Source organism: Pirellulales bacterium (assembly GCA_035546535.1).
Taxonomy (GTDB): Bacteria; Planctomycetota; Planctomycetia; order Pirellulales; family JACPPG01; genus JACPPG01.
Genome location: DASZWQ010000143.1, coordinates 1 through 22,024, shown reverse-complemented (window position 1 = coordinate 22,024; position 22,024 = coordinate 1). Strand labels below are relative to the sequence as shown.

Genomic DNA, 22,024 nt, shown 5'->3' with positions numbered 1-22,024 from the left:
CTTGCGAAGCCATGATCGCGGCCTTAATCTGGCGCCGGCGCTCGGCCGTGACTCGCCCCAAGAGGGGGCGATCGGCGAGACGAACGTGGCAGAAAACTACCGGAGGGATTCCGTGAGGTTCGTGACGTTTCTATCCGCGCAAGGGCCCCGCGTGGCTGCCGTGCGCGACGGTCGTTATGTCGATCTGGCCAGCACCGATCCGACACTCCCCTGGTCATTGAAGGAGTTATTGGCCGCAGGCCCGGAGGTCTTGCGCCGCGCCGCGGCCGCGATGACCAAAGGGGCCACGATCGATCCCGGCACCGTGCGCCTGCTGGCCCCCATTCCTGAGCCGCAGAAGGTCATTTGCGTCGGCTTGAACTACGCCGATCACGCGCGCGAAAGCGGCATGGAGCCGCCCCCCGAGCCGGTGATCTTCAACAAGTTTCCGACCGCCGTGGCCGCGCACGGCGACGTGATTCCCTTACCGGGCGAAAGTCACGAAGTGGATTACGAGGCCGAGCTGGTCGTCGTCATCAACCGCCGCGCGCGACGCGTTTCGCCCGCGGACGCCATGAATTACATCGGCGGCTACTGCGTCGGCAACGACGTCTCGGCGCGCGATTGGCAAGCGCACAAGCCCGGCAAGCAATGGCTCTTGGGCAAGACGTTCGACGGCTTCGCGCCGTTCGGGCCCGAGCTGGTCACGCCCGACGAACTAGGCGACGTGGGCCACTTGCGCATTCAATGCCGCGTGAACGGGCGCACGCTGCAAGACTCGAACACCGATCAATTGATCTTTTCCGTGCCCCGCCTCGTGGCCTACATCTCGCAGGTCTGCACGCTCATCCCCGGCGACGTCATCTTCACCGGCACACCGCCAGGCGTCGGCTTCGCGCGGCAGCCGCCGATCTTCTTGCAACCAGGCGACGCCGCGGAAATCGAAATCGAAAGGCTGGGGGTATTGCGCAACACGTTCGTCGCGGACGTGAAATAGCTACATGCACGGCCGCGGATCCTAATAGCCTGCCCTGGGCCGACTTGTTCGACGCCTTGGGCGTCAGATACACGGGAATTACCGGCATCACGCTCGCGCGAGTAGGTGGCCTGATGCCTTGCCAGTCCAGCGTGGCCATGGCACCCGAATTGCCAAACTAATGTGCGCTGGAACTCGTAGAGTTGATCAATACCTGCCCGAAGCGCGCGAGGGACGAATCGAAGCTCGGTGCGACCATCGCTGGCGCTTGGGGAAGGTGCTCGAAGTGAATCGCTCGGCACTCGGCACCTTTCGCTCCGCGCTTCGCTTAGCAGCCTGTTGAAAAAAGCCCTCGTGGCTTTTTTCAACCTCGCCAAGTGCGAAGCAAAGCTTCGCATGGCTCGCAAAATAACGACTTACGTCGATATTTTGCCATCGCATCCCTGCGATGTCGCAGCCCGTTGAGTTCTTCAACAGGCTGTTAGTACGCTTTGGCGAAGATTGCGCGCTTCGTGGTCGGCTCGCCCGTGAAGACGCACTCGCCGGGCAGTTCCTGCTCGAAGCCGGGCTCCTCGGCGATCGGCACGCAGCGGATCGTGACCTTGTGTTTGGCCAGGATGTCGGCCGTTTGCTTCCCTTCGACAAAATGGCACACGGCAAAGCCGCCGTGAATTTCCGGCTTGTCGGCATTGGCCGGAGTAAAGAAGGCCTCAAATTCGTCGAGCCTGGTAATCGTCCGCGTGTTGGCCTGGCGCTCGGCGAGCGCGCGGTCAAAAAGGTTCTTCTGCATCGCGGTCAGGGTAGCGCCGATCTCGGCCACGAACTGGCTGCGCGGCACGGCGGGCTTTTTCTCGCCCGAGGTCTCGTCGCGACGCTTCGGCATGAGCGTATCACCCGCCAGATCGCGCGGGCCGATCTCGACGCTCACCGGCACGCCGCGCTTGACGTGCTGCCATTTCTTATCCGCCCGGGCGATGTCGCGATCGTCTAATAGCACGCGCACGGGCTCGTCGTCATAGCGCTGTGCGGCCAGCTCGGCCCGCAACTTCTGGCAATATTCCAGAACGCTTGCGCGCTCTTCGTCCGTGCGATAGATCGGCAGGATCACGACGTGCTGCGGCGCCAGTCGCGGCGGCACGATCAGCCCATCGTCGTCGCCGTGAGTCATGATCAGACCGCCGATCAAGCGTGTCGACACACCCCAGCTTGTGGTCCAGGCGAATTCCTCGCGCCCTTCGGAGGAGAGGAACTTGATCTCCTGCGCCCTGGAGAAATTCTGGCCCAGGAAGTGCGATGTGCCGGCCTGCAGGGCCTTGCGGTCCTGCATCATGGCCTCGATCGAATACGTGTTCACGGCGCCGGGAAATCGCTCGCCGGCCGTCTTCTCGCCACGGATGACGGGCATGGCCATGTAGTCTTGCGCGAAGCGGGCGTAGACGCCCAGCATCTTGATGGTTTCTTCCACCGCCTCGGCCTGCGTGGCGTGCGCGGTGTGTCCTTCCTGCCACAGAAACTCGGCGGTGCGCAGGAACATCCGCGTGCGCAGCTCCCAGCGCACGACGTTCGCCCATTGATTGATCAAGATCGGCAGATCGCGATACGACTGCACCCACTTGGCGTACATGGCGCCGATGATGGTTTCGCTCGTCGGCCGCACGACCAGTGGTTCTTCCAGCTTGCCCGTGGGAACCAGGCCCCCTTCCGGCCCCGCCTCGAGCCGGTGATGCGTGACGACGGCGCATTCCTTGGCAAAGCCTTCGACGTGTTCCGCTTCCTTTTCCAGGTAGCTGAGCGGAATGAATAGCGGGAAGTAGGCGTTGACGTGCCCGATGTCCTTGAACATCCGATCGAGCACGCGCTGCATGTTCTCCCACAGGGCATAGCCCCAGGGTTTGATCACCATGCAACCGCGCACGGGGGATTGCTCGGCCAGGTCGGCGGCGCGGACCACCTGCTGATACCACTCGGGATAATCATCGCCGCGGGTGGGTGTAATCGCGGTCGCGGGAGCTTTTGCCATGAATCGGTTTTCTACGGGGTTTGAACGCTACGACGGCGTGCCACAAAGGGTGCCATTCTAGCGCATCTCCGGGAAAACCAACAATGGGGCAGGGGAAGCTACGAGAACCTTCCTTGGCATTGAAATGCCGTTAAAGCACAACCCACGAGCGCGATGAGTGCGAGCTCCAGCCCCGTCGGCTCGGGCACCGCGGCGGCACCCCCTTCGCCCGAGACGGCCAGCCAGTTGGACGAGACCAGCGCGATGTCCTGCGAATTGACGATACCGTCGTGATTCGTATCGCCTGGCAGATTGCTGCCCGTCGCCAGCCATGACGCCGAGATGAGCGCGATGTCCTGGCTGTTGACGATGGCGTCGTGATTGGCGTCGCCTGCCGCCGCCGATTGCACGATGCGATACAACGAGCCGTTGCCGTCGACGATATACATCTCGCCGAAGCCATCGACGCCAAAAGAGTGCGGGCTCGAAAGCGATAAGGATGTTCCCGCGAACAACTGGCTGGTGATGTCTGTGAAGTTCGACGCGGTCGTGCCGTTGTAGTCGAGCGAGAAGATGCGGCCCAGGTCGTTGGGGTTCGAGCTGCTGATCGGCCCCAGCAAATCGCCGAAAATGTACTTACCGTCGAGGCTCGGCACGCCCGCGCCGTGATAGATGTAACCGCCGATCACGGCTTGCCCGCCGATCGGCTCTTGTGCCGTGGGGGTGTGCGGATAGTCGAGGATCGGGTTCACCGCACCCGGCGGAGCTGGCCCACCGACGCCGGGCGTGGCGATCGTTCCTTCGCGCAAACGCCAACTGTAGTTTTCACCACCGCCAGGATTGGTTGCTTTCTGGACGTCGATCTCCTCCCGCGCGCCCTGGCCCACGTCGCCGATCATCAAGTTGCCGGTGGCCGTGTCGAAGCTATCGCGAAAGGGATTGCGGAGGCCGTACAGAAACACCTCGGGCGCGCCACCGACGCCATTGGCAAAGGGGTTGTTCGACGGGATGGAGTAGTTCGGGTGCTGCGCCGGGCCGGGCGTGTCGACGTTGATGCGCAGCATCTTGCCCAATAGCGAGTTCGTATCTTGGGCGTTACCCGTCGGCTCGATGTGACCCGTCCCTTGATCGTTGGCGTTGCCGCCGTCGCCCATCGCGATGTACAGATTCCCTGAATCACCGGGCCGATTGCTGAAGCCGATCCAGCCGCCATTGTGATTCGTCTGCGGCTGGTCGATCGTCAGCACGTCGGTCGCGCTAGCCGCATTGGCAACGTTGGCGTTCGACGAAACCTGGTAGCGCGTGATGTGCGTCACGCCGGCGTTGAACGCCCCGCCCGGCGCCGTGTAGTCGACGTAAAAGCGGCCGTTGGTGGCGTAGTTGGGATCGAAGGCCAGGCCCAAGAGCCCTTGCTCGCCGCCGGTGGCGATGCCGGAGAGCGTCAAAAATGGCGTCGGATTGATCGTATTGTCGGCGAGATTCAGGATCTTGATGTCGGCCGTGCCATTGCTCCCCTGCTCGACGATGAACTCGCGGCTGGTGTCGCCGGGGGCGAAGGTGGCGAAGAGCGGGTTATCAAGACCGCTGGCCACGCGGATGACGGTCTGAGCCTGCGCCGTCGTCGCGGCGACCAGAATGGTCGCCGCAAGCGCGGTGATTCGTACCGACGAAATCGGGGCAGTCGCGGCGACACGCGCGCGCGATGCGACAAATGGCAGGAGAAGGGGGGACATGTTCGTGCTCCCGAAGTGCATTGCCCCTGCACGCAGCCAAGAAAGATCCCGAACGCGCTGGCTGAGCCCGCGGATGCTGCAAATGCCGCGCCGCGGCTAGTCCGACCCCTGTGAGATACAGACTAACGACGCATTACGAAAAAGGGGCGTAGGCGGCGCGAAAATCTTTTCGATAGTCGGGCGCGCGCGGTCGAGCATCACGCTCGATCGAAGGGGAAAGCAATCACCTCGTCGATCGAGCTCGCGCCCGTGGCGAGCATCACGACCCGGTCGAAGCCCAGCGCCACGCCGCAACAGGCTGGCAGACCGGTCTCCATGGCCGCCAAGAGGCGGCTCTCCTCGGGCAGGGGCCGTTTTCCATCGGCGACCCGCGCCCGGTTGTTTTCGCGATTTCGCGCGCCGAGCGCGTGCGGATCGAGCAATTCGTGATAGCCGTTGGCCAGCTCGATCCCTCGCACGTATAGCTCGAAGCGTTCGGCCACCGGCGGCGGGCCGGGCCGCACAATCGCCAGCGCCGCTTGCGACGGCGGATAATCGTGCAAGATCGTCGGCGCCACTTTGCCCAAATGCGGTTCGATGAGCGTGACCAAGAGCAAGTCGAGCCAGGCATCGCGATCGGCTGTGCCCAGGCTTTCTGGCGCCGAGACACCGTGGTGCCGCGCGGCTTCTACAATCTCTTCGTTCGTCGCCGTGTGTGGATCGATGCCGACGTGCTGTTGGAACGCCGCTTGATAGGTCAATTGCACTGCCGGCGGCGTGCCGAGCATTTCCTGGCACAGCTCGGAAAGAAACTGCATGCCGGCGTCGAGCGAGTCGCCGACTCGATACCATTCGACGATCGTGAATTCTGGGTTGTGCCGCTGGCCTTGCTCATCCCGGCGAAAGGCGCGCGTCACCTGATAAATCGCCTCGCCGCCCGCAGCCATCAGGCGCTTCATGGCGAACTCGGGGGAGGTTTGCAGCCAATACTGCGGATTCGTGGCTGCCGGCGGACCCGAGATGGGAACTCCAAACGGGTCGAGATGCCGATCGACGACCGTGTCGGCCGACAACAGCGGCGTCTCCACTTCGAGAAAACCATGGCGCGCGAAGAATGTGCGCAACTGGGCTAGTAGCGCCGCACGACGGCGCAGCATCTCCCAACTCGCCGTAGGTCGCCAGTTGTCGCGGTCGCCAGTCATCACGATCAGACTTCGCGCAGCTCGGAAAAAATCGCCATCAGCCGCACCCCGGCGCCCTCACCCTACCCTCTCCCGGAGGGAGAGGGTTTATTGAACTCGCTCGACTACGATTCCCCTCCCTGTCAGGGAGGGGTCAGGGGAGGGTCGAGATTCTCCATTCGAAATGCTGTCCATCGCTATGAGAAATCAAAAACGCGTTCGATCGCCGGCGAACCGTACTCCGCGCCGCCGGTCAACACGAGGATATTCGGGGCGGGGCGTGCTTCACCGCGGCCGTGAGTATGGCCGCAAAGCACGGTCAGCTCCCGGGTCGGGTGTTTGTGCATGATCTCGATCAGTGCGTCGCCCATGGCCTTCGAAGTGAAATGCGGCAGCCACTCGTCGTCCGAGATTTCGCCGTCGTGCCAGCAGGCGTCGCGAAACGGCGGCACGTGCGTGGCCAGAACGACGCGCGGAAATTTTGCGAGCGCGGCCGGCAGCACGCGACGAATGTGGTCAGCCGCTGCGTCGGCCTCGGCCTTCAAGAGCGGCCAGCGCGCCTCCTTGCTCATGGAGGCAAACTCCGCGATCAGCCGATAGTCGTTCATCATGACGAGCGACCGCTCGTAATCCCCCAGCCGCGCATCGGCCCAACCGTCGTGCCCGACCAGGCCCACGTGCGGCGACAGTTCGATCTGATCGGCCGTGTTCAGCCATACGAGCTGCGGCTCATGCCGGCAGAGCTCGGTAACTTTTTCTCGAACCTGTGCGATCGAGCCGTTGTAGAAGTCGTGATTTCCCAGCACGAAATAGACGGGCCCGGCGAGCCGGCTGGCGATCCATTCCAGATACTCTGTGACATTTTGCGATTCGGCAATATCACCGCTGATGATGAACGCATCGGCGCGCGTGGCGGCGACGCGCGCCAAAAACTTGTCGACGGCGTCGCCCGACAGGAAATTCAAGTGCAGATCGGTAAGCCAGGCGACGCGTGCCATGCTGTTCTCTGGTCTTCAGGGCGCGCCGAGGCTTTGCAGCGCCAGTCCTACAGCATAACTCAAGGCGGCCGTAACGCCGCCGATGCCCAGGGTCTCGAAACCGGCACGGACCACCGATTGGTGTAAAACCAGTCCGCGTGCGATTCCCACGCCAAAGAAGGCCACGGCCGTGGCCGCGGCGCTTACGGCGAATACAATCCGCCCGTCACCGGAGATTCCCAGGAGAAAGGGTAACAAAGGGATCAGTCCGACAGTCACGAACGCGGCGAAGGTCGAGGCGGCCGCGCGCAGGGCGCTGGGAGATTCCAACCGCAGCCCCAGTTCCTCGGTGAGCATCGTATCGACCCAGCGGCGCCGATCCGTGGTGATGACGTTGACGACCTCGTCGAGGATGGGGCCTTCAAAACCTTTGGCGGCGAAGATCTGCCGCACTTCTTCGCGCTCTCCGTCAGGCACCTGGTCGACGTGCATCTCTTCGATGCGGCGCGCGCGATCGACCAGCTCGCGATCGGTCTTGGTGCTCAGGTAGTTTCCGGCGGCCATGCTGAAGCCATCGGCCAGCAGGTTGGCCATGCCGAGGATGATGGCGACGCCCCGGGGCAAGCCGGCGCCGGCCACGCCGGCGACGACGGCAAACGTCGTCACCGTGCCGTCCATGGCGCCGAGAACGAAATCGCGCAGGTAGCTGTGCTCGGTCGCGGCGCGCAGACGGCGGTGAATGGCGGCGGGCGTATGTTCAGCGTCGAGCGGAGCCGTATCACGCTGCAGAAAACTCATCGCACCACCCGTCTGCCCGCGCTATACGACTTCGACTAGGAGCGCACGACCAGCACCGAGCAGGGAGCCATCGACAGCACCTTTTCGGCGGTGCTGCCGATCAACAGCCGCTCGGCGGCTCCCATGCCATGAGCGCCCACGACGACGATGTTAATGCGCTCGGCGGTGATGAGCCGCAAGATCTGTTCCGCCGGATGCCCCTCGGCAACCAGGCATTTTGCCGAGGCAAAGACACCAGGCAACGCCTGGCAAAGCTGGTGCAGCTCCTCATTCTTATGCTCGCGATCGGCCTCGTGTTCGCGCACCCAGGCCTGCGCCATGGCCTCGGCATCGGCCGAGCGGGCTTTTTCTTCCAACCACGTCGGCACCGCGCCGGCCAAGAGCGACTCGATCACGCCAGCGGCGACGACGGAAGTGTCCGTGGGCCAGTGCAAGCTCGCCGCAAAACGCACCGCCCGGTGTCCGTCGGGCGAACCGTCGAACGCCAACAGCACGCGTAAAGGTGCCTGAGCGGGGCTGGCTTCGGAGGGACGCACCACCAGCACCGGAACATGTGCCTGGCGCACCAAGGATCCCGAGACGCTCCCGAGTACCAGCTTTTCAATGCGGCCAGCTCCGCGGGCGCCGACAACGATCAATCCGGCGCGCGACTCTTCGGCCGCGGCCAATAGTCCTTCGCGAGGATTTTGCGTGCCCAAGATCGTCTCGGCACCGTCCGCCAGGCCATCGGGAAGGTCGGCGCGTGCCTCGGCAAAAATCGCCTCGGCCAGGGCCGTCCTTGCCCGCTCGCAGATTTCCGGCCCCGCATCGCGGGAGTGTATTTGTGGCGGCGTGTAGTAGAGCGCAATCTGATCGCGCGCCGGATCGATGACGCGTCCCGCCAGGCGCACGGCGGCAAAGCCCCCCGCCGACCCGTCGACCCCCACCAAGACTTTCATTTCCCCCTCCGGTTGCCAAACGCGGCGCGATCGACCGCGACAATTCGGCCGTGGCGCTCTCAGGCAATCATTGTCTTGCTCGTACCCCCCGGTACTTCGCGAACATAACGCGGCACGGCATAGCCGGGCAGCCGCGCGGCTAACTCGGCAATCAGTGCCCGCCCCTCGTGCTCCGGCACCTCGAAGTGCGCGGCCCCGGCCACCGGATCGAGCTGATGCAGGTAATAAGGTATCACGCGCAAGTCGACGAGTCGCTCGCAGAGGGCCGATAGCGCGTCGGCCGAATCGTTGACGCCACGCAAGAGCACGGCCTGATTCAAGACGACGATCCCCGCATCGACCAATCGGCCAAGCGCACGGGACACGCTTTCGTCGAGTTCGGCCGCGTGGTTGGCATGCACGACCACGATCGGCGTGAGCCGGCTACCGGTCAGCCAGCCGAGGAGCTCGTCGCACACGCGCTCGGGTATGACAACCGGCAGCCGCGTGTGGATCCGCAAGCGGCGCAGGTGTGCGATACCGGCCAAGCGCCTGGCGAGCTGCGCAAGAAAATCGTCGACCAGCACCAGCGGGTCACCGCCCGAGAGCAGCACCTCGTGCAGTGACGTGTCAGCCCCGATTTCGGCGAGCGCCGGCTCCCAGGCGGCAAGCGACTTCGGTGCCTCGGCGTACGGGTAGTGCCGTCGGAAGCAGTAGCGGCAATGGACGGCGCAGGTGCCGGTCGTGATCAATAGCGCCCGGCCCGCGTATTTTTGCAACAGCCCGGGCGACCGCTTGGCGGCGGCATCATTGACCGGGTCGGCTGAGTAGCCGGCGACGGTGGCGAACTCTTCGGCGACCGGGAGGACTTGCCGCAGCAGGGGATCGATCGGGTCGCCGGGACGGATTCGGGCCAGGAAGCCGCGCGGCACGAAGAGCGGGAAACCGCCCGCTGCCGCAATGGCCCGTTCGGCAAACTCCTGCGGCAGCGCCAGCAGTCGGCAGAGCTCCGCGGGATCGCGCACCGCCTGCCGCAATTCGCGCCGCCAGCACGGCTCGACCGGGGGGAAGGTGGGGCGGACAGGATCGGTCTGGATCGCTAAAATGGTCGTTTACCTTTGATGAGCCAACCCTCGGCCGGGGCCTTTTCTCCCGCCGGGCAATCGTAGCATAAACCCGTACCCCCAAGCGACAAGGCAGGACATCACCCGTGGCCAGTTACTCCACCAGCGATTTCAAGAAGGGATTGAAGGTCCAGATCGATGGCGATCCCTACATCATGGTCGAATGCAACTTCGTGAAGCCGGGCAAGGGGAACGCCCTGTACAAGTGCCGGATGAAGAACCTGATCCGCAACACCATGTTGGATCGGACGTACAAAGGGGGCGACTCGCTCGAAGCCGCCGACGTCACGGAGATCGACGCCCAGTACCTGTACCGCCAGGGCGAGAATTTCGTGTTCATGGAGAATACCACCTACGAGCAGTACGAGCTCACGGCCGATCAGGTCGACGATGCCTGGAAGTGGATCAAGGAGGGGATGGTCTGCCGCATGGTGTTGTTCAATGACAGCCCCATCAGCGTCACGCCCCCCAACCACGTCGTCCTGAAGGTGGAATACGCCGAGCCGGCCGTGCGCGGCAATACGGCCACGAACCTGACCAAGCCGGTCAAGCTGGAGACGGGCGCCGAAATCCTGGTCCCGGCCTTCGTCGAGCAGGATTCGTTCATCAAGATCGACACCCGCACCGGCGAGTACCTGGAACGCGCCAAGGAATGACCGGCGGGCGCGATTCTGTGTCGGCGGTCGCGCGTCAGGGCTTGCCGATCTGCTGGTGGACTTCGCGGATGATCTTTTCCTCGACGTCGGGCGCCCACGCCGTGGGGAGTCCGTAATAGACCATGGCGCCCGCGCCTTCGTAGCCCCCTTCGGTCAGCACGCGCCGCGAGGGAATGTAGGCCATCACATCGTTCGTGTAGCCGGCGACCCACATCCGCTCGTTGGGGTATTCCTGTTCCAGACGCAGTGCGTAATCGACCACGACTTCGCCGCCCAGCGTGACAAACACCGGTCCATTGCCCAGCCGCCACACCTGGACAGGATACGGATACGTTGGGCTCAGAGGTTTTCCTGCGGCAATCTGCGCAAGCAGCATCTTGGCCCGGGCGGCCTGGTACTTGTCATTCGAGGCGGCCTGTGCGGTCAACTCTTCGCGCGTGGGCAAGGTGGCAAACGATAGATCGATCTCGGCATAGCTTTCCGAAAGCTTGCCGGCGATCGGCGTCATCTCGCCTGCCAGCACCTGGTCGACGGCCGTCGCCATTTCGTGGCCATACTTTTCGGCCAGCTCGACCGTACGCCGGGGCAGTGGATTCTGATCGGCGCCGCAGCCGGCCCAGAACATGGCCACCGTGCCGAGATGTTCTTTTTCCAGGTCGATCATAGCGAAGCCGGGCCAGTCGCCCGTCCATTGGTAGAACGATAAGGCCGTGGCGTGGCAGGCGTAGCCGAAAACGACCGTCTTCAGTTTTCCGCCCGCATCGTTGACGGCCAAAACCGGCACCTGGTGATCGACCGGACCTTTGAGTTTTCCCTCGGCGATTAGGGCGGGCACGTCCGGTTCGGGATTATTGCGGCGATTGACGGCAAAACTGGTTTCGCCGCCTCCCCAGGAAATCGCGGCAGGTGCGAGGTTCTGAATCGCTTCGCCCACCAAGGCGATGATCTTCTTTTCGAGCGCGGCGGTGTACTCGTCGACCAGGCGCGATTGCTGCTCGTCGAGCGAGTACATCGTGCGCAAGTTGTGGCTCACGACCGGACCGGTGTGCGTGTGCGAGCAGTTGATCGCGATTTGCCGCTTGGTCAGGCCGTAGTTCTTTTCCAGAGCGTCGCGCACGGACAGCGACAACAGGCGGTCGATGCCCACCAGGTCGAGCGTCACGAGCACCGCGCGTTGGCCCGCGGCGTCTTCGAGTACGAGGGCCTTGGCCCACAGGTCGTGCAGTTTTCCTTCGGCGGCATGGTCGCGGCTGGAATAACCGCTCATCCACATGGGGCGTTCGGGCGTGATGACAATTTTGGCGACGCCCGCCTTCCAACCTGCCGACTCGGCGGCACGAGCGAGTGTGTGCGGCGTCATGGCGAGGGCAAAGATCGCAAACAAGACGAGCGAGCGTGCGTGCATGGCGGGGGCTCCGGCGGGGTGCGGTCGAGCGACGGCGGACCAGAGTTCGGTGCCGCGTGGCAATCGCCCCGATGTTAGGCCGGTGGCGCGCGGGCAGCAAGTTCCGCCGCCTTTGATGAATCGCATACAAAGCGACCGTTGTGCGCCCTTACCAAAAGGCTAGCGCGCTAAGTCGGCGCGCTTGCATTGCGCCGGAATCTCGGATACTTGTGGTGGTCTCGCCACTCGACACGAAAAACCATTCCCTCCAACGGTCGCCGCACCGCGAACCTGAGGCGACCTGCGCAAGGCACACCGATATGCCCACCGAACCAGCGGACAAAGCGGATAAGACAGCCGCCAAGCGGATTCTGATCGTCGATGACGACGCCGAAATCGTGGAATCAATCCGCCTGGCGCTCGAAGCGCGGGGGTACAAGATCCTCGTCGCGCGCGACGGCAACCAGGGCCTGGCCATGGCCGAGCGCGAGGATCCGGACTTGTTGATCCTCGATATGATGATGCCGAAGCGCAGCGGGTTTCTGGTTTTGGAGAAGCTACGCCGCACACGGCCCGTCCCGATGCGCGTGATCATGATCACGGCCAACGAGGGAAGCCGTCACAAGGCGTACGCCGAGATGCTGGGCGTCGACGACTATATCCGCAAGCCGTTCGCCATGGACCGGCTGATGGAAAGCGTCGAAAAGCTGCTGGCGTGAGAGCAGCGAACGCTTGGCGCCTGCGGCGCACGGACAAGCGAGTTGTCCGTGCCACCCTGCGTGCCACTGTGCCTCGCTGATCCTTCGCCCGGCTCTCGCCAGGGCTGGTGTCCAGCGGGCCGCGATTCGCGCATTCTGGCCCTGGCTTGCTAGCGACCGCTGTTTGTGTCGGTCTGCCGCCCCCCCAACCGTCAAGCACGGCATAAACCGAGCCCTGCGCAGCCCTTTGCGCCGCTCCCTGTTGGCTGCGCGATAGCCCGACGCATCGATGGCATAAAAGAATGTATTGCCGTGGTTGGGCATCGAGGCAATACTTGAAGTTGGGTAGAGATAGGCGAGGTGTGCGGATTTGGAAGTCCTAGCATCTCGGCCCAGAGTAGAGGCACGGCCTACCTTCGGTTCACTTCCGCACCGGGCGTTCTTTTCCAACCTTCCCTTCTGGTCGCTCAGGCGAACGCGTTTGCTGCTGCGCGCTGGGAAAGTTTCGATCCCCGCGCACGCCGCTGCCAACGGTCGTCTGCGATTGGCGATTTTCACGAAGGGAAGGCCAGGAAGAGCCGGCAGCAGGCAGCCCGATCGTCGGAGCTGTCGTGAATGGTTGGTGGCCCAAGCAACCAGGGGTGCGACCCATTCATGCGTGGAACGCATTGAGCATGCGGATTAACCTCCGCCGGCGCCTGGGAAACGACGGATACGTCGTGGAGTACCAGCAATGACCAGTGGACGATCGATTATCGAGATTATCGCCGAGCGACAGGACCTCGAGCAATTCAGGAAGAAAACCTGGGAAGGCTCGTTCGAGGAATACCTCGATCTGGTCCGCGCCAATCCTCTTGTAACTCGCAACGCGTTCGAACGCGTCTACGATATGATCCTGTCCTACGGGACAGAATCTTATGAAGAAGGGCGGGAAAAGCATCTCCGCTACCGCTTCTTCGAAGATCCGGAAAGCGACGGCGCCGACGCCGTCTTCGGTTTGGAGAGCCAGTTGGCCGTCCTGGTCAACGCCTTCAAAAGCGCCGCGCAGGGCTACGGCATCGAGAAGCGCGTGCTGTTGTTACACGGTCCTGTCGGCAGCAGCAAAAGCACTATCGCGCGGCAACTGAAAAAGGGGCTGGAGCGCTATTCGGCCCGCGACGAGGGGGCGCTGTACACCCTCGGCTGGGTCGACCTGGAGGAACCGCACACGGTCCACTGGTGCCCGATGAACGAGGAGCCGCTGCACATCATCCCCAGCCGGTTCCGCGCCGACGTTGAAGCGAACCTGAACCTCGACCGGGCGCCGGGCGAGTACCGCGCCAAGGTCAAGGGCGAGCTGTGCCCGTTCTGCCGGTACGTCTACAACGAGCGGCTCAAGCATTATGGCGGCGACTGGACGCGGGTCGTGCAGGACGTGCGCGTGAAGCGCTTGATCTTGAGCGAGAAAGACCGCGTCGGCATCGGCACCTTCCAGCCGAAGGATGAAAAGAACCAGGATTCGACCGAGCTGACCGGCGACATCAATTATCGGAAGATCGCCGAGTACGGCAGCGACAGCGACCCGCGGGCCTTCAACTTCGACGGCGAGTTCAACATCGCCAACCGCGGCATCGTCGAGTTCGTCGAGGTCTTGAAGCTCGACGTGGCGTTTTTGTATGACTTGCTCGGCGCCAGCCAGGAGCACAAGGTCAAGCCGAAGAAGTTCGCGCAAACCGACATCGACGAGGTGATCCTCGGTCACACGAACGAGCCGGAATATCGCCGCCTGCAGAACAACGAGTTCATGGAAGCGCTGCGCGATCGCACGGTGAAAATCGACATTCCTTACGTCACCACATTGGCCAACGAGATTCGCATCTACGAAAAGGACTACAACAAGGAGAAAGTGCAGGGCAAGCACATCGCCCCGCACACGATCGAAATGGCCGCCATGTGGGCCATCCTCACCCGGCTCGAACCGCCGAAAAACGCCAGCCTCACCTTGTTGCAAAAACTGAAGCTGTACAACGGCAAGAGCCTGCCGGGCTTCACCGAAGACAACGTCAAGGAACTGCGCGAGCAAGCCCTGACCGAGGGGATGCACGGCATCTCGCCGCGCTACGTCCAGGACAAGATTTCCAATGCCCTGGTTGCCCACCCCGACGCCACGAGCATCAACCCCTTCATGGTGCTCAACGAAATCGAGGCGGGGCTCAAGCATCACACGCTGATCACCAGCGAAGAGATGCGGAACCACTACCGCGAACTGCTGGGGGTGGTGAAGGAAGAGTACGAAAACATCGTGAAGAACGAAGTGCAGCGGGCGATCGCGGCCGACGAAGACGCCTTGGCCCGACTGTGCGGCAACTACATCGACAATGTGAAGGCCTACACGCAGCGGGAAAAAGTGAAGAACAAGTTCACCGGCCAATACCAGGAGCCCGACGAGCGGCTGATGCGCTCGATCGAGGAGAAGATCGATATCCCGGAAAGCCGCAAGGACGATTTCCGCCGCGAGATCATGAATTACATCGGCGCCTTGTCGATCGACGGCCGCAAGTTCGACTATAAGACCAACGAACGCCTGAACAAGGCATTGGAGCTCAAGCTGTTCGAAGACCAGAAGGATTCGATCAAGCTGACGAGCCTGGTCTCGAAGGTGGTCGACGCCGACACGCAAGCCAAGATCGACGTCGTCAAGGGGCGTTTGATTCGTGACTACGGGTATGACGACGAAAGCGCCACGGACGTGTTGAACTTCGTGGCCAGCATCTTCGCCCGCGGAGACACGAAACCGTAAGTATTGAAATCCGAATGACGAAGGGACGAATGTCGAATGCGTTATCACATTCGACATGTACTCTCTAAGCGAGAGACGCCATGAAGGTGGAGCGGGACCAGTCACGTTTTCGACAGATCGTCCGCGGCAAGATTCGCCAGAATCTGCGGAAGTATGTCACGCACGGCGAGATGATCGGCCGGCAGGGGCGCGATCTGGTCAGCATTCCCATTCCACAGCTCGACGTGCCGCACTTCCGCTACGGCAAGAACGGCTCGGGCGGCGTCGGACAAGGCGAGGGCGAAGTCGGCACGCCTATCGGCGCCGCGCCCGGTGAGCAAGGGGACGGTAAGGGCCAGGCTGGCAGCGACCCGGGCGCGCATATCCTGGAAGTGGATATCTCGCTCGAAGAGCTGGCGCAAATCCTGGGGGACGAGCTCGAGCTGCCCCGTATCGAGCCCAAGGGGCGCAGCAACGTCATTCAGGAAAAGACCCGCTTCAACAGTATTCGCCGGCTGGGTCCGGAATCGCTGCGGCATTTCAAGCGGACTTACATTCAGGCGCTGCGCCGGCAGGTCTCGTCGAGCACGTATGACGCTGATAGCCCGCGCGTGGTGCCGATTCGCGATGACAAGCGTTATCGCTCGTGGGTCAAGATTCCTCAGCCCGATGCCAGCGCCGTCGCGATTTACATGATGGACGTTTCGGGCTCGATGACCGATGAACAGAAGCAGATCGTGCGCACCGAGGCGTTCTGGATCGATACCTGGCTGAAGAGCCAGTACAACGGCCTGGAAACGCGTTACATCATTCACGACGCGGCGGCCAAGGAAGTCGACGAAGACACGTTCTACCGCACCCGCGAAAGTGGCGGCACGCGCATCAGTAGTGCCTACAAAGTGTGCGTCGACTTGATCGCCCGCGAGTTCTCGCCTGCGGATTGGAATATCTACTGCTTCCAGTTTTCCGACGGCGACAACTGGGGCGAGGACAACGAGGCCAGCCTGCGGCTGCTGCGCGAACATTTGCTGCCGGTGGCGAATCTTTTCTGCTACGGGCAGGTCGAAAGCCCCTACGGCAGCGGCGAATACATGCGGTCGCTGCGGATGGGCGTTTCGGAAAACGTCGACAAGCTGGTCCTCTCCGAGATTCGCGATAAGGACGCCATATACGACTCGATCAAAGCGTTCCTGGGAAAGGGAAAGTAACAACAGGCAAATATCGCTAATGCTGCCGATGGGTGGCACGCAAACTGCACTGCAACAGTTCGGATTGGCGGTATTTACACCAGCCCGAAGCGCCGGCGAGCGATTTACCCGACTTTTCCGTCGCTCGCGCTTCGGGCCAGTAAACGGATCAAAAAGTAAGGCTGCTGAAAGAACCTGACCATGGCCATGCACACCGACACGTCGTTGCCTCCGGATCTGGCTGAAATGCAGGTCCAGATCGAGGAATATGCGCGCGGCCACGGTCTCGACTTCTTTCCCACGATCTTCGAAGTCGTGGATTGCGATCAGCTCAACGCCATCGCGGCCTATGGCGGCTTCCCCACGCGCTATCCGCACTGGCGCTTCGGCATGGAGTACGAGCAGCTTTCCAAGGGCTACACGTACGGGCTGCAAAAGATCTACGAGCTGGTGATCAATAATAATCCGTGCTACGCGTACCTGATGAAGTCGAATGCGCTCACGGATCAAAAGCTGGTGATGGCGCACGTCTATGGCCATTGCGACTTCTTCAAGAACAACGCCTGGTTCGCCCATACCGATCGCAAGATGATGGATCACATGGCGAACCACGGCAATCGGATCCGCCGTTACATGGATCGCTTCGGGGTGGAGACGGTCGAAGAGTTCATCGATTGCTGCTTGAGCATCGAGGACTTGATCGACGTGCATTCGCTGTTCATCAAGCGGCGCGACGATCGCCCGCGCTTCGACCTGGCCGCCCAGGACGAGGAGGAAGAGGATGCGCGGCCCGGCCGCTTTCAGGCCAAGAGCTACATGGATTCGTTCGTCAATCCGCCGGCGGCGCTGGAGGCCGAGGCCGAAGCCCGCAAGCGGCAGCGCGAAAAAGAAGAGCATTTTCCGGCGGAGCCGATGCGCGACGTCATGCTGTTCGTGCTCGAGCACGCACCCTTGAAGAGCTGGCAGTTGGATATTCTGTCGATGCTGCGCGATGAGGCGTATTACTTCGCTCCGCAGGCGCAGACCAAGATCATGAACGAAGGTTGGGCCAGCTACTGGCACTCCACGATCATGACGCGCCAGGGGTTGTCGGCCGCCGATGTGATCCACTATTGCGATCACCACTCAGGCACGATGGCCACGTCGCCCGGCCGACTGAACCCTTACAAGCTGGGAATCGAGCTCTTCCGCGATATCGAGGATCGCTGGAACCGCGGCCGCTTCGGCCGCGAATTCGACGAGTGCGACGACCTGGCCGCCAAGCGCAACTGGCAGCAGGACACCGGCCTGGGCCGTAAGAAGATCTTCGAAGTCCGCGCGATCCACAACGACCTGACCTTCATCGACACGTTCCTGACGCTCGATTTTTGCCGAGAACATAAATTGTTCTCGTTCGGCTACAACCAGGAAGCCGATTATTATGAAATCGAGAGCCGCGAATTTCCCAAAATCAAGCAACGATTGCTTTACAGCCTGACCAACCGCGGGCAACCGCTGATCACGGTCCGCGACGGCAACTACAAGAACCGCGGCGAGCTGTTCTTGTTCCATGAATTCAACGGCGTCGAACTGCAACTGGGTTACGCTCAGGACACGCTACGGGCTTTGGCCCGCCTGTGGATGCGACCGGTCCACATCGAGACACGCCTGGAGGACGTGCCCACGATTCTCAGCTTCGACGGCAGCGAATACAGCCAGCATCAAGTGACGACGCAACCGGGTAAGGAATAAAACTAGTAGAGGCCCGCGCTTGCGCGGGTCCAAGAGGGTTTCGCTCCCCTGCTAGGGCGCCTTAAAAGGTCTGCGGGCAGGATGCTCGCCAGCCTGGCGGCGCGGTGCGGGAGAGGGAACGAAGAGAGGTGAGTGTTATGACCCTGCTCGCACAGGCACGTGTGTCCCTGCAAACGGCGCAAGCGCCGTTCCGGCTCGAAATCGAGGAAGCCGGCCAGACGCTGACTTGCGACTTCGCCGCCCTCGACTCGCTGGCCTGCGCGGTCACAAGTTTCGAGCTTTCCACGCCCGCGCTTGCCGGGCAAACGCCGCAAGAGCTGAAGCGGCTTGGTGAGAAGCTTTCCTCGCGGCTCACCTATCTGCTCGAGCCGATCAACCCGATCGAGTTCGACGCCGAGCAGTGCGTCGTGCAATTGCGCTCGAACCCTCCGGAGCGCGACGAGGACCGCACCAGCTACTACGAGCTGGTTGTAAAGCGCGGCGGCTCGCTGAGCTTGTGCCGGTTCGTCAAAAAGCCGGGCAGCGTGCGCGAGACCGTGCCCATGCACCTGACGCGCGAGGTTTTCTTCCGCCTGGTCAGCGACTTCTCGGCCGCCGTGGCGTAAGCGCTTGAGCGTCGAGAGCGCCGTCGACCACAGCCGTCGGTTGCCGCGCGCTATGCTGGAACCGGCGCCCCTCGTCTTGCGTAGAATGCGTGGCAAAGCGCGCGCGTGCTTGCGCCCCGTTGGTCTTTTCGGGCCTCGACCGGTAGACTACGCGCACGAGCGTTTTGCTCGATCTCCACCGAATACCCCTGCCAGGATTTTCTCATGCGGTACGGACGGCTGCTATTCTTGTTGCTTGCTTGGTCCCTGCTCGGCGCCGCGCCCCCGATCGGCTCGGCGGCAGAGGCCGCGGCGTTCGCCGCGGCGGCGCCCGTTAAACCGTCAGAAGCCCCGGCCGAGGGGCGCAAGCTGTTCGATTATCGCGAGATCACGCTCGATAACGGCCTGCACGTGATCACGCTCGAAGACTTCTCCTGCCCGATCGTCAACGTGCAGGTCTGGTATCACGTCGGCTCGAAGGACGAAAACCCGGAGCGGCAGGGTTTTGCGCATATGTTCGAGCATATGATGTTCCGCGGCACCGAGCGCCTCGGCCCGACGGACCACATGGACCTGGTGCGGCAGGCCGGCGGCGAGTGCAACGCCTACACCGCCTTCGATCAAACCGTGTATCACGAGACACTGGCGGCTCATCAGTTGGAGCTGGCCCTGTGGCTCGAAGCGGATCGCATGGCCGGCCTGAAGATCGATCAGGGCTCGTTCGACACCGAGCGCAAGGTGGTCGAGGAAGAGCGGCGGATGGGCCTGAACCGGCCGTTCGGCACGGTGATGGAAAAGGTGATGGCCGAGGTGTTCCGCGAACATCCGTATCGCTGGACGCCGATCGGCAAGATTCCACATCTGCGCGCGGCGGCCGTGCAAGAGTTGCGCGATTTCTGGAACAAATACTACGTGCCGAACAACGCCACGCTGGTCGTCGCCGGCGCGGTGAAGCATGCCGAAGCGCAGCAGCTTGCGAAGCGGCACTTCGGCTGGATCCCGCGCGGCGCCGATCCGCCGCGTGTGGAAATTGTCGAGCCCTGGCCCGAGGCGGGCCGCACCGTCACGGTTCACGAGGATAACGCCCCGGCGCCGGTCGTCGGTGTTTTGTTCCGCACCGTTCCCCTCTCGCATTCGGACCATGTTCCCCTTGAGTTGCTTTCGACGATCCTGGTAGGCGATGATAGCAGCCGGCTTTATCGCGCCTTGGTCGTTGAGAAGAAGGTGGCCGTATCGGCGATCGATATCTCCCAGTCCCTCGAGCAAGATGGCATCTTCTTCGCCGGTGCGATCGTGCCTCCCTTCGGCGCGAAGCCCGAGGCCGCGATCGAGGCGCTGGACGAAGAAATCGACAAACTGCGCACCGGTCCGATTACCGATCACGAGCTGCTGAAGGCCAAGAATCGTGCGCTCAAGTCGATCGTGATGGAAACTTTGACCGTCGAAGGCAAGGCCTCGGCCCTCGGCGAAGCGGCCGTGCTGCAAAGAAACCCCAAGCGTGCCAACGAAGTTCTCGACGACGTCCGCCGCGTGACGATCGATGATCTCCAGCGCGTGGCGCGCAAGTACCTCGTGCCGGAGCGGCAGATCAAGGTCTTGATTCCCTCGACCGGCATGGCCGCCGGTCCGAAGAAGAACGCCGAGGAAGATGCACCGATCACGGCCGAAGCCGAGACGCAGGCGCCCCGTCCAGGTCGACCCGGCGTCTCCCGGCCGCAAGGCTTCTTTCCCGCACCGCCGCTGGCGGCCCCGCTGGCCGTCGATCCGCCCCCCTTGGTACACACGACGCACACGCTCGCCAACGGCTTGAAGGTCATCATCGTCCCGAATCACGAGGTGCCGTTCGTCGGCGCAACGCTCGGCCTGCTGTCGGGCGCCTGGACCGAAACCAAGCCGGGCACGGTTTCGATGACCTTGGACATGATCACCAAGGGAACGAAGCATCACGACGAAGCGCGATTGGCCGACGAACTGGGTACGTACGCCATCAGCCTGGGCGGCACCGGCGGCATGGACTCATCGACCGTCAGTGCCAATTGCCTGACCGAAGAATTGGAGCGCGCCCTCGGCCTGCTGGGCGAAGTTGTGCGCGAGCCGACCTTTCCCGAAGCCGACTTCGACGACACGCGCAAGCAAACGCTGACCGGTTTGCGCGTCTCATCACGCGAGCCGGCATATATCGCGCGCCGCGAGCTGCGCCGCAAAATGTACGGCGAACATCCCTACGCCCGCACGGCCACCGGCGAGATCAAGGACGTCGAGGCTCTCAAACTCGCCGACCTGCCAGACTGGTGGAACAAGTTCGCGCGGCCTGACGCGGCCGTGCTGATCCTGTCGGGCGATATCGACGACAAGCGCGGCCTGGCCTTGGCCGAAAAGGTATTCGGCGATTGGAAAGTCGACGGCGAGCGGCCCGACATCAAGCTCCCCGACCCGCCGGCGGCCGGCGCGACCGGCATTGTGCTTGTCGATCGGCCCGACGCCACGCAAAGCCAGATTTACACCGGCCAGTTAGGCATCACCCGGCACGATCCGCGCTATGCGGCCAGCCGTGTGATCGACGGTTACTTCGGTGGCGCATTCTCCAGCCGGCTGAACGAATCGATCCGCGTGAAAAAGGGACTCACCTACGGCGCCAATGGCGGATTTCACGCCCAGCGGTTCGCCGGTGATTTCACCGTTCACACCTTCAGCAAGACCGAGTCGACGGTCGAAGCGCTGGCGGCCGTATTCGAGGAAATCAAACGCCTGAAGGCCGAACCGCCGTCGGCCGTCGAGCTGCGCAAGACCAAGGCGTATCTCGTCGGCAGCTTTCCGATGGATCGCGAAACGCCGCTGCAGATGGCATCGGAATTGTGGCTCTTGGCGCTGAACAACTTGCCTGAGAATTACTTCGACGAGGAACTGCGTTCGGTCGTGCAAGCCGACGAGACGGCGTGCATGGATTTGATCAAGAACGTGGTGCAACCCGATCAAACCGTGGTGGTCGTGGTGGGTCAGGCCGAAGAATTGCAATCCGGCCTGGAAAAGATCGCCCCGGTTACGACGGTCGATGCGAAAGAATGATTCGTCCGACCGATGAAGAGATGGAAAACTTCTGACAGGCTTCTGCGCCTGAAAATCCCCCTCCCTGTCAGGGAGGGGCCAAGGGAGGGTAACGCGCGGAATCAATCTCGCGTTCTCCACTCACACAAGGCCTCGACCCTCACCCTACCCTCTCCCTCAATAGTGTTCGGTTCAAGATTTGCTACGGGGGTTTCGCTGTGGCGTGATGTTTGGCGATAGCTTGCTCAAGTTCGTCGAGTGTGGCCCAGCCGCTGAGGTAGTGGCAGAGCATTTCGTAGAGTCGTTTGTTGGGTTTGA

At 62.4% G+C, this 22,024-nt stretch carries 16 protein-coding genes; 8 read left to right on the top strand and 8 right to left on the bottom strand.

The genetic code is table 11. From position 1 onward, the window contains the following. Positions 1–121: 121 nt before the first annotated feature. The gene (locus VHD36_16990; GenBank protein ID HVU89023.1) at positions 122–976 is read left to right on the top strand and encodes a fumarylacetoacetate hydrolase family protein; all 855 of its coding nucleotides are present in this window, start codon (positions 122–124) and stop codon (positions 974–976) included. A gap of 460 nt (positions 977–1,436) precedes the next feature. Here VHD36_16990 and proS read toward each other — a convergent pair whose 3' ends face one another. From proS to epmB, 7 genes are all read right to left on the bottom strand, one after another. Continuing rightward, the gene (gene proS, locus VHD36_16985; GenBank protein ID HVU89022.1) at positions 1,437–2,975 is read right to left on the bottom strand and encodes a proline--tRNA ligase; all 1,539 of its coding nucleotides are present in this window, start codon (positions 2,973–2,975) and stop codon (positions 1,437–1,439) included. A 98-nt stretch (positions 2,976–3,073) separates the two neighbouring features. Next, entirely contained in the window at positions 3,074–4,687 is a 1,614-nt protein-coding gene (locus VHD36_16980; protein ID HVU89021.1) for a PQQ-dependent sugar dehydrogenase, read from the bottom strand. A gap of 197 nt (positions 4,688–4,884) precedes the next feature. After that, positions 4,885–5,868, bottom strand: a complete 984-nt coding sequence (epmA, locus tag VHD36_16975; protein ID HVU89020.1) for an EF-P lysine aminoacylase EpmA — start codon at positions 5,866–5,868, stop codon at positions 4,885–4,887. 176 nt (positions 5,869–6,044) lie between these two features. Then, positions 6,045–6,845: a metallophosphoesterase gene (locus VHD36_16970; GenBank protein HVU89019.1), complete on the bottom strand. Its 801-nt coding sequence runs from the start codon at positions 6,843–6,845 to the stop codon at positions 6,045–6,047. Positions 6,846–6,860: 15 nt separating this feature from the next. Continuing rightward, a complete protein-coding gene (locus VHD36_16965; GenBank protein HVU89018.1) occupies positions 6,861–7,622 on the bottom strand; it encodes a VIT1/CCC1 transporter family protein in 762 nt (253 codons plus the stop codon). Positions 7,623–7,657: 35 nt separating this feature from the next. Then, a complete protein-coding gene (locus VHD36_16960; GenBank protein HVU89017.1) occupies positions 7,658–8,560 on the bottom strand; it encodes a universal stress protein in 903 nt (300 codons plus the stop codon). A 59-nt stretch (positions 8,561–8,619) separates the two neighbouring features. After that, positions 8,620–9,636: an EF-P beta-lysylation protein EpmB gene (gene epmB, locus VHD36_16955; protein HVU89016.1), complete on the bottom strand. Its 1,017-nt coding sequence runs from the start codon at positions 9,634–9,636 to the stop codon at positions 8,620–8,622. Positions 9,637–9,749: 113 nt separating this feature from the next. On the opposite strand from epmB, the gene efp reads away from it, so the two are divergent. Next, positions 9,750–10,319: an elongation factor P gene (gene efp / locus VHD36_16950; protein ID HVU89015.1), complete on the top strand. Its 570-nt coding sequence runs from the start codon at positions 9,750–9,752 to the stop codon at positions 10,317–10,319. A gap of 34 nt (positions 10,320–10,353) precedes the next feature. On the opposite strand, the gene VHD36_16945 is transcribed toward efp, so the two are convergent. Next, a complete protein-coding gene (locus tag VHD36_16945) occupies positions 10,354–11,724 on the bottom strand; it encodes a neutral/alkaline non-lysosomal ceramidase N-terminal domain-containing protein (GenBank protein ID HVU89014.1) in 1,371 nt (456 codons plus the stop codon). 299 nt (positions 11,725–12,023) lie between these two features. Here VHD36_16945 and VHD36_16940 point away from each other — a divergent pair, with 299 nt between their 5' ends. The 6 genes from VHD36_16940 (at position 12,024) to VHD36_16915 (ending at position 21,727) form a co-directional block, all read left to right on the top strand. Then, complete coding sequence (locus VHD36_16940) at positions 12,024–12,422, top strand: response regulator (protein ID HVU89013.1); 399 nt, start codon at positions 12,024–12,026, stop codon at positions 12,420–12,422. 712 nt (positions 12,423–13,134) lie between these two features. Then, entirely contained in the window at positions 13,135–15,180 is a 2,046-nt protein-coding gene (locus VHD36_16935; GenBank protein HVU89012.1) for a serine protein kinase, read from the top strand. Between the two features lie 80 nt (positions 15,181–15,260). Further along, complete coding sequence (locus VHD36_16930) at positions 15,261–16,367, top strand: DUF444 family protein (protein HVU89011.1); 1,107 nt, start codon at positions 15,261–15,263, stop codon at positions 16,365–16,367. Positions 16,368–16,547: 180 nt separating this feature from the next. After that, a complete protein-coding gene (locus VHD36_16925) occupies positions 16,548–18,077 on the top strand; it encodes a SpoVR family protein (protein HVU89010.1) in 1,530 nt (509 codons plus the stop codon). Between the two features lie 137 nt (positions 18,078–18,214). Continuing rightward, a complete protein-coding gene (locus tag VHD36_16920) occupies positions 18,215–18,682 on the top strand; it encodes a hypothetical protein (GenBank protein HVU89009.1) in 468 nt (155 codons plus the stop codon). Positions 18,683–18,886: 204 nt separating this feature from the next. Then, a complete protein-coding gene (locus VHD36_16915) occupies positions 18,887–21,727 on the top strand; it encodes a pitrilysin family protein (GenBank protein ID HVU89008.1) in 2,841 nt (946 codons plus the stop codon). Positions 21,728–22,024 lie beyond the last annotated feature (297 nt).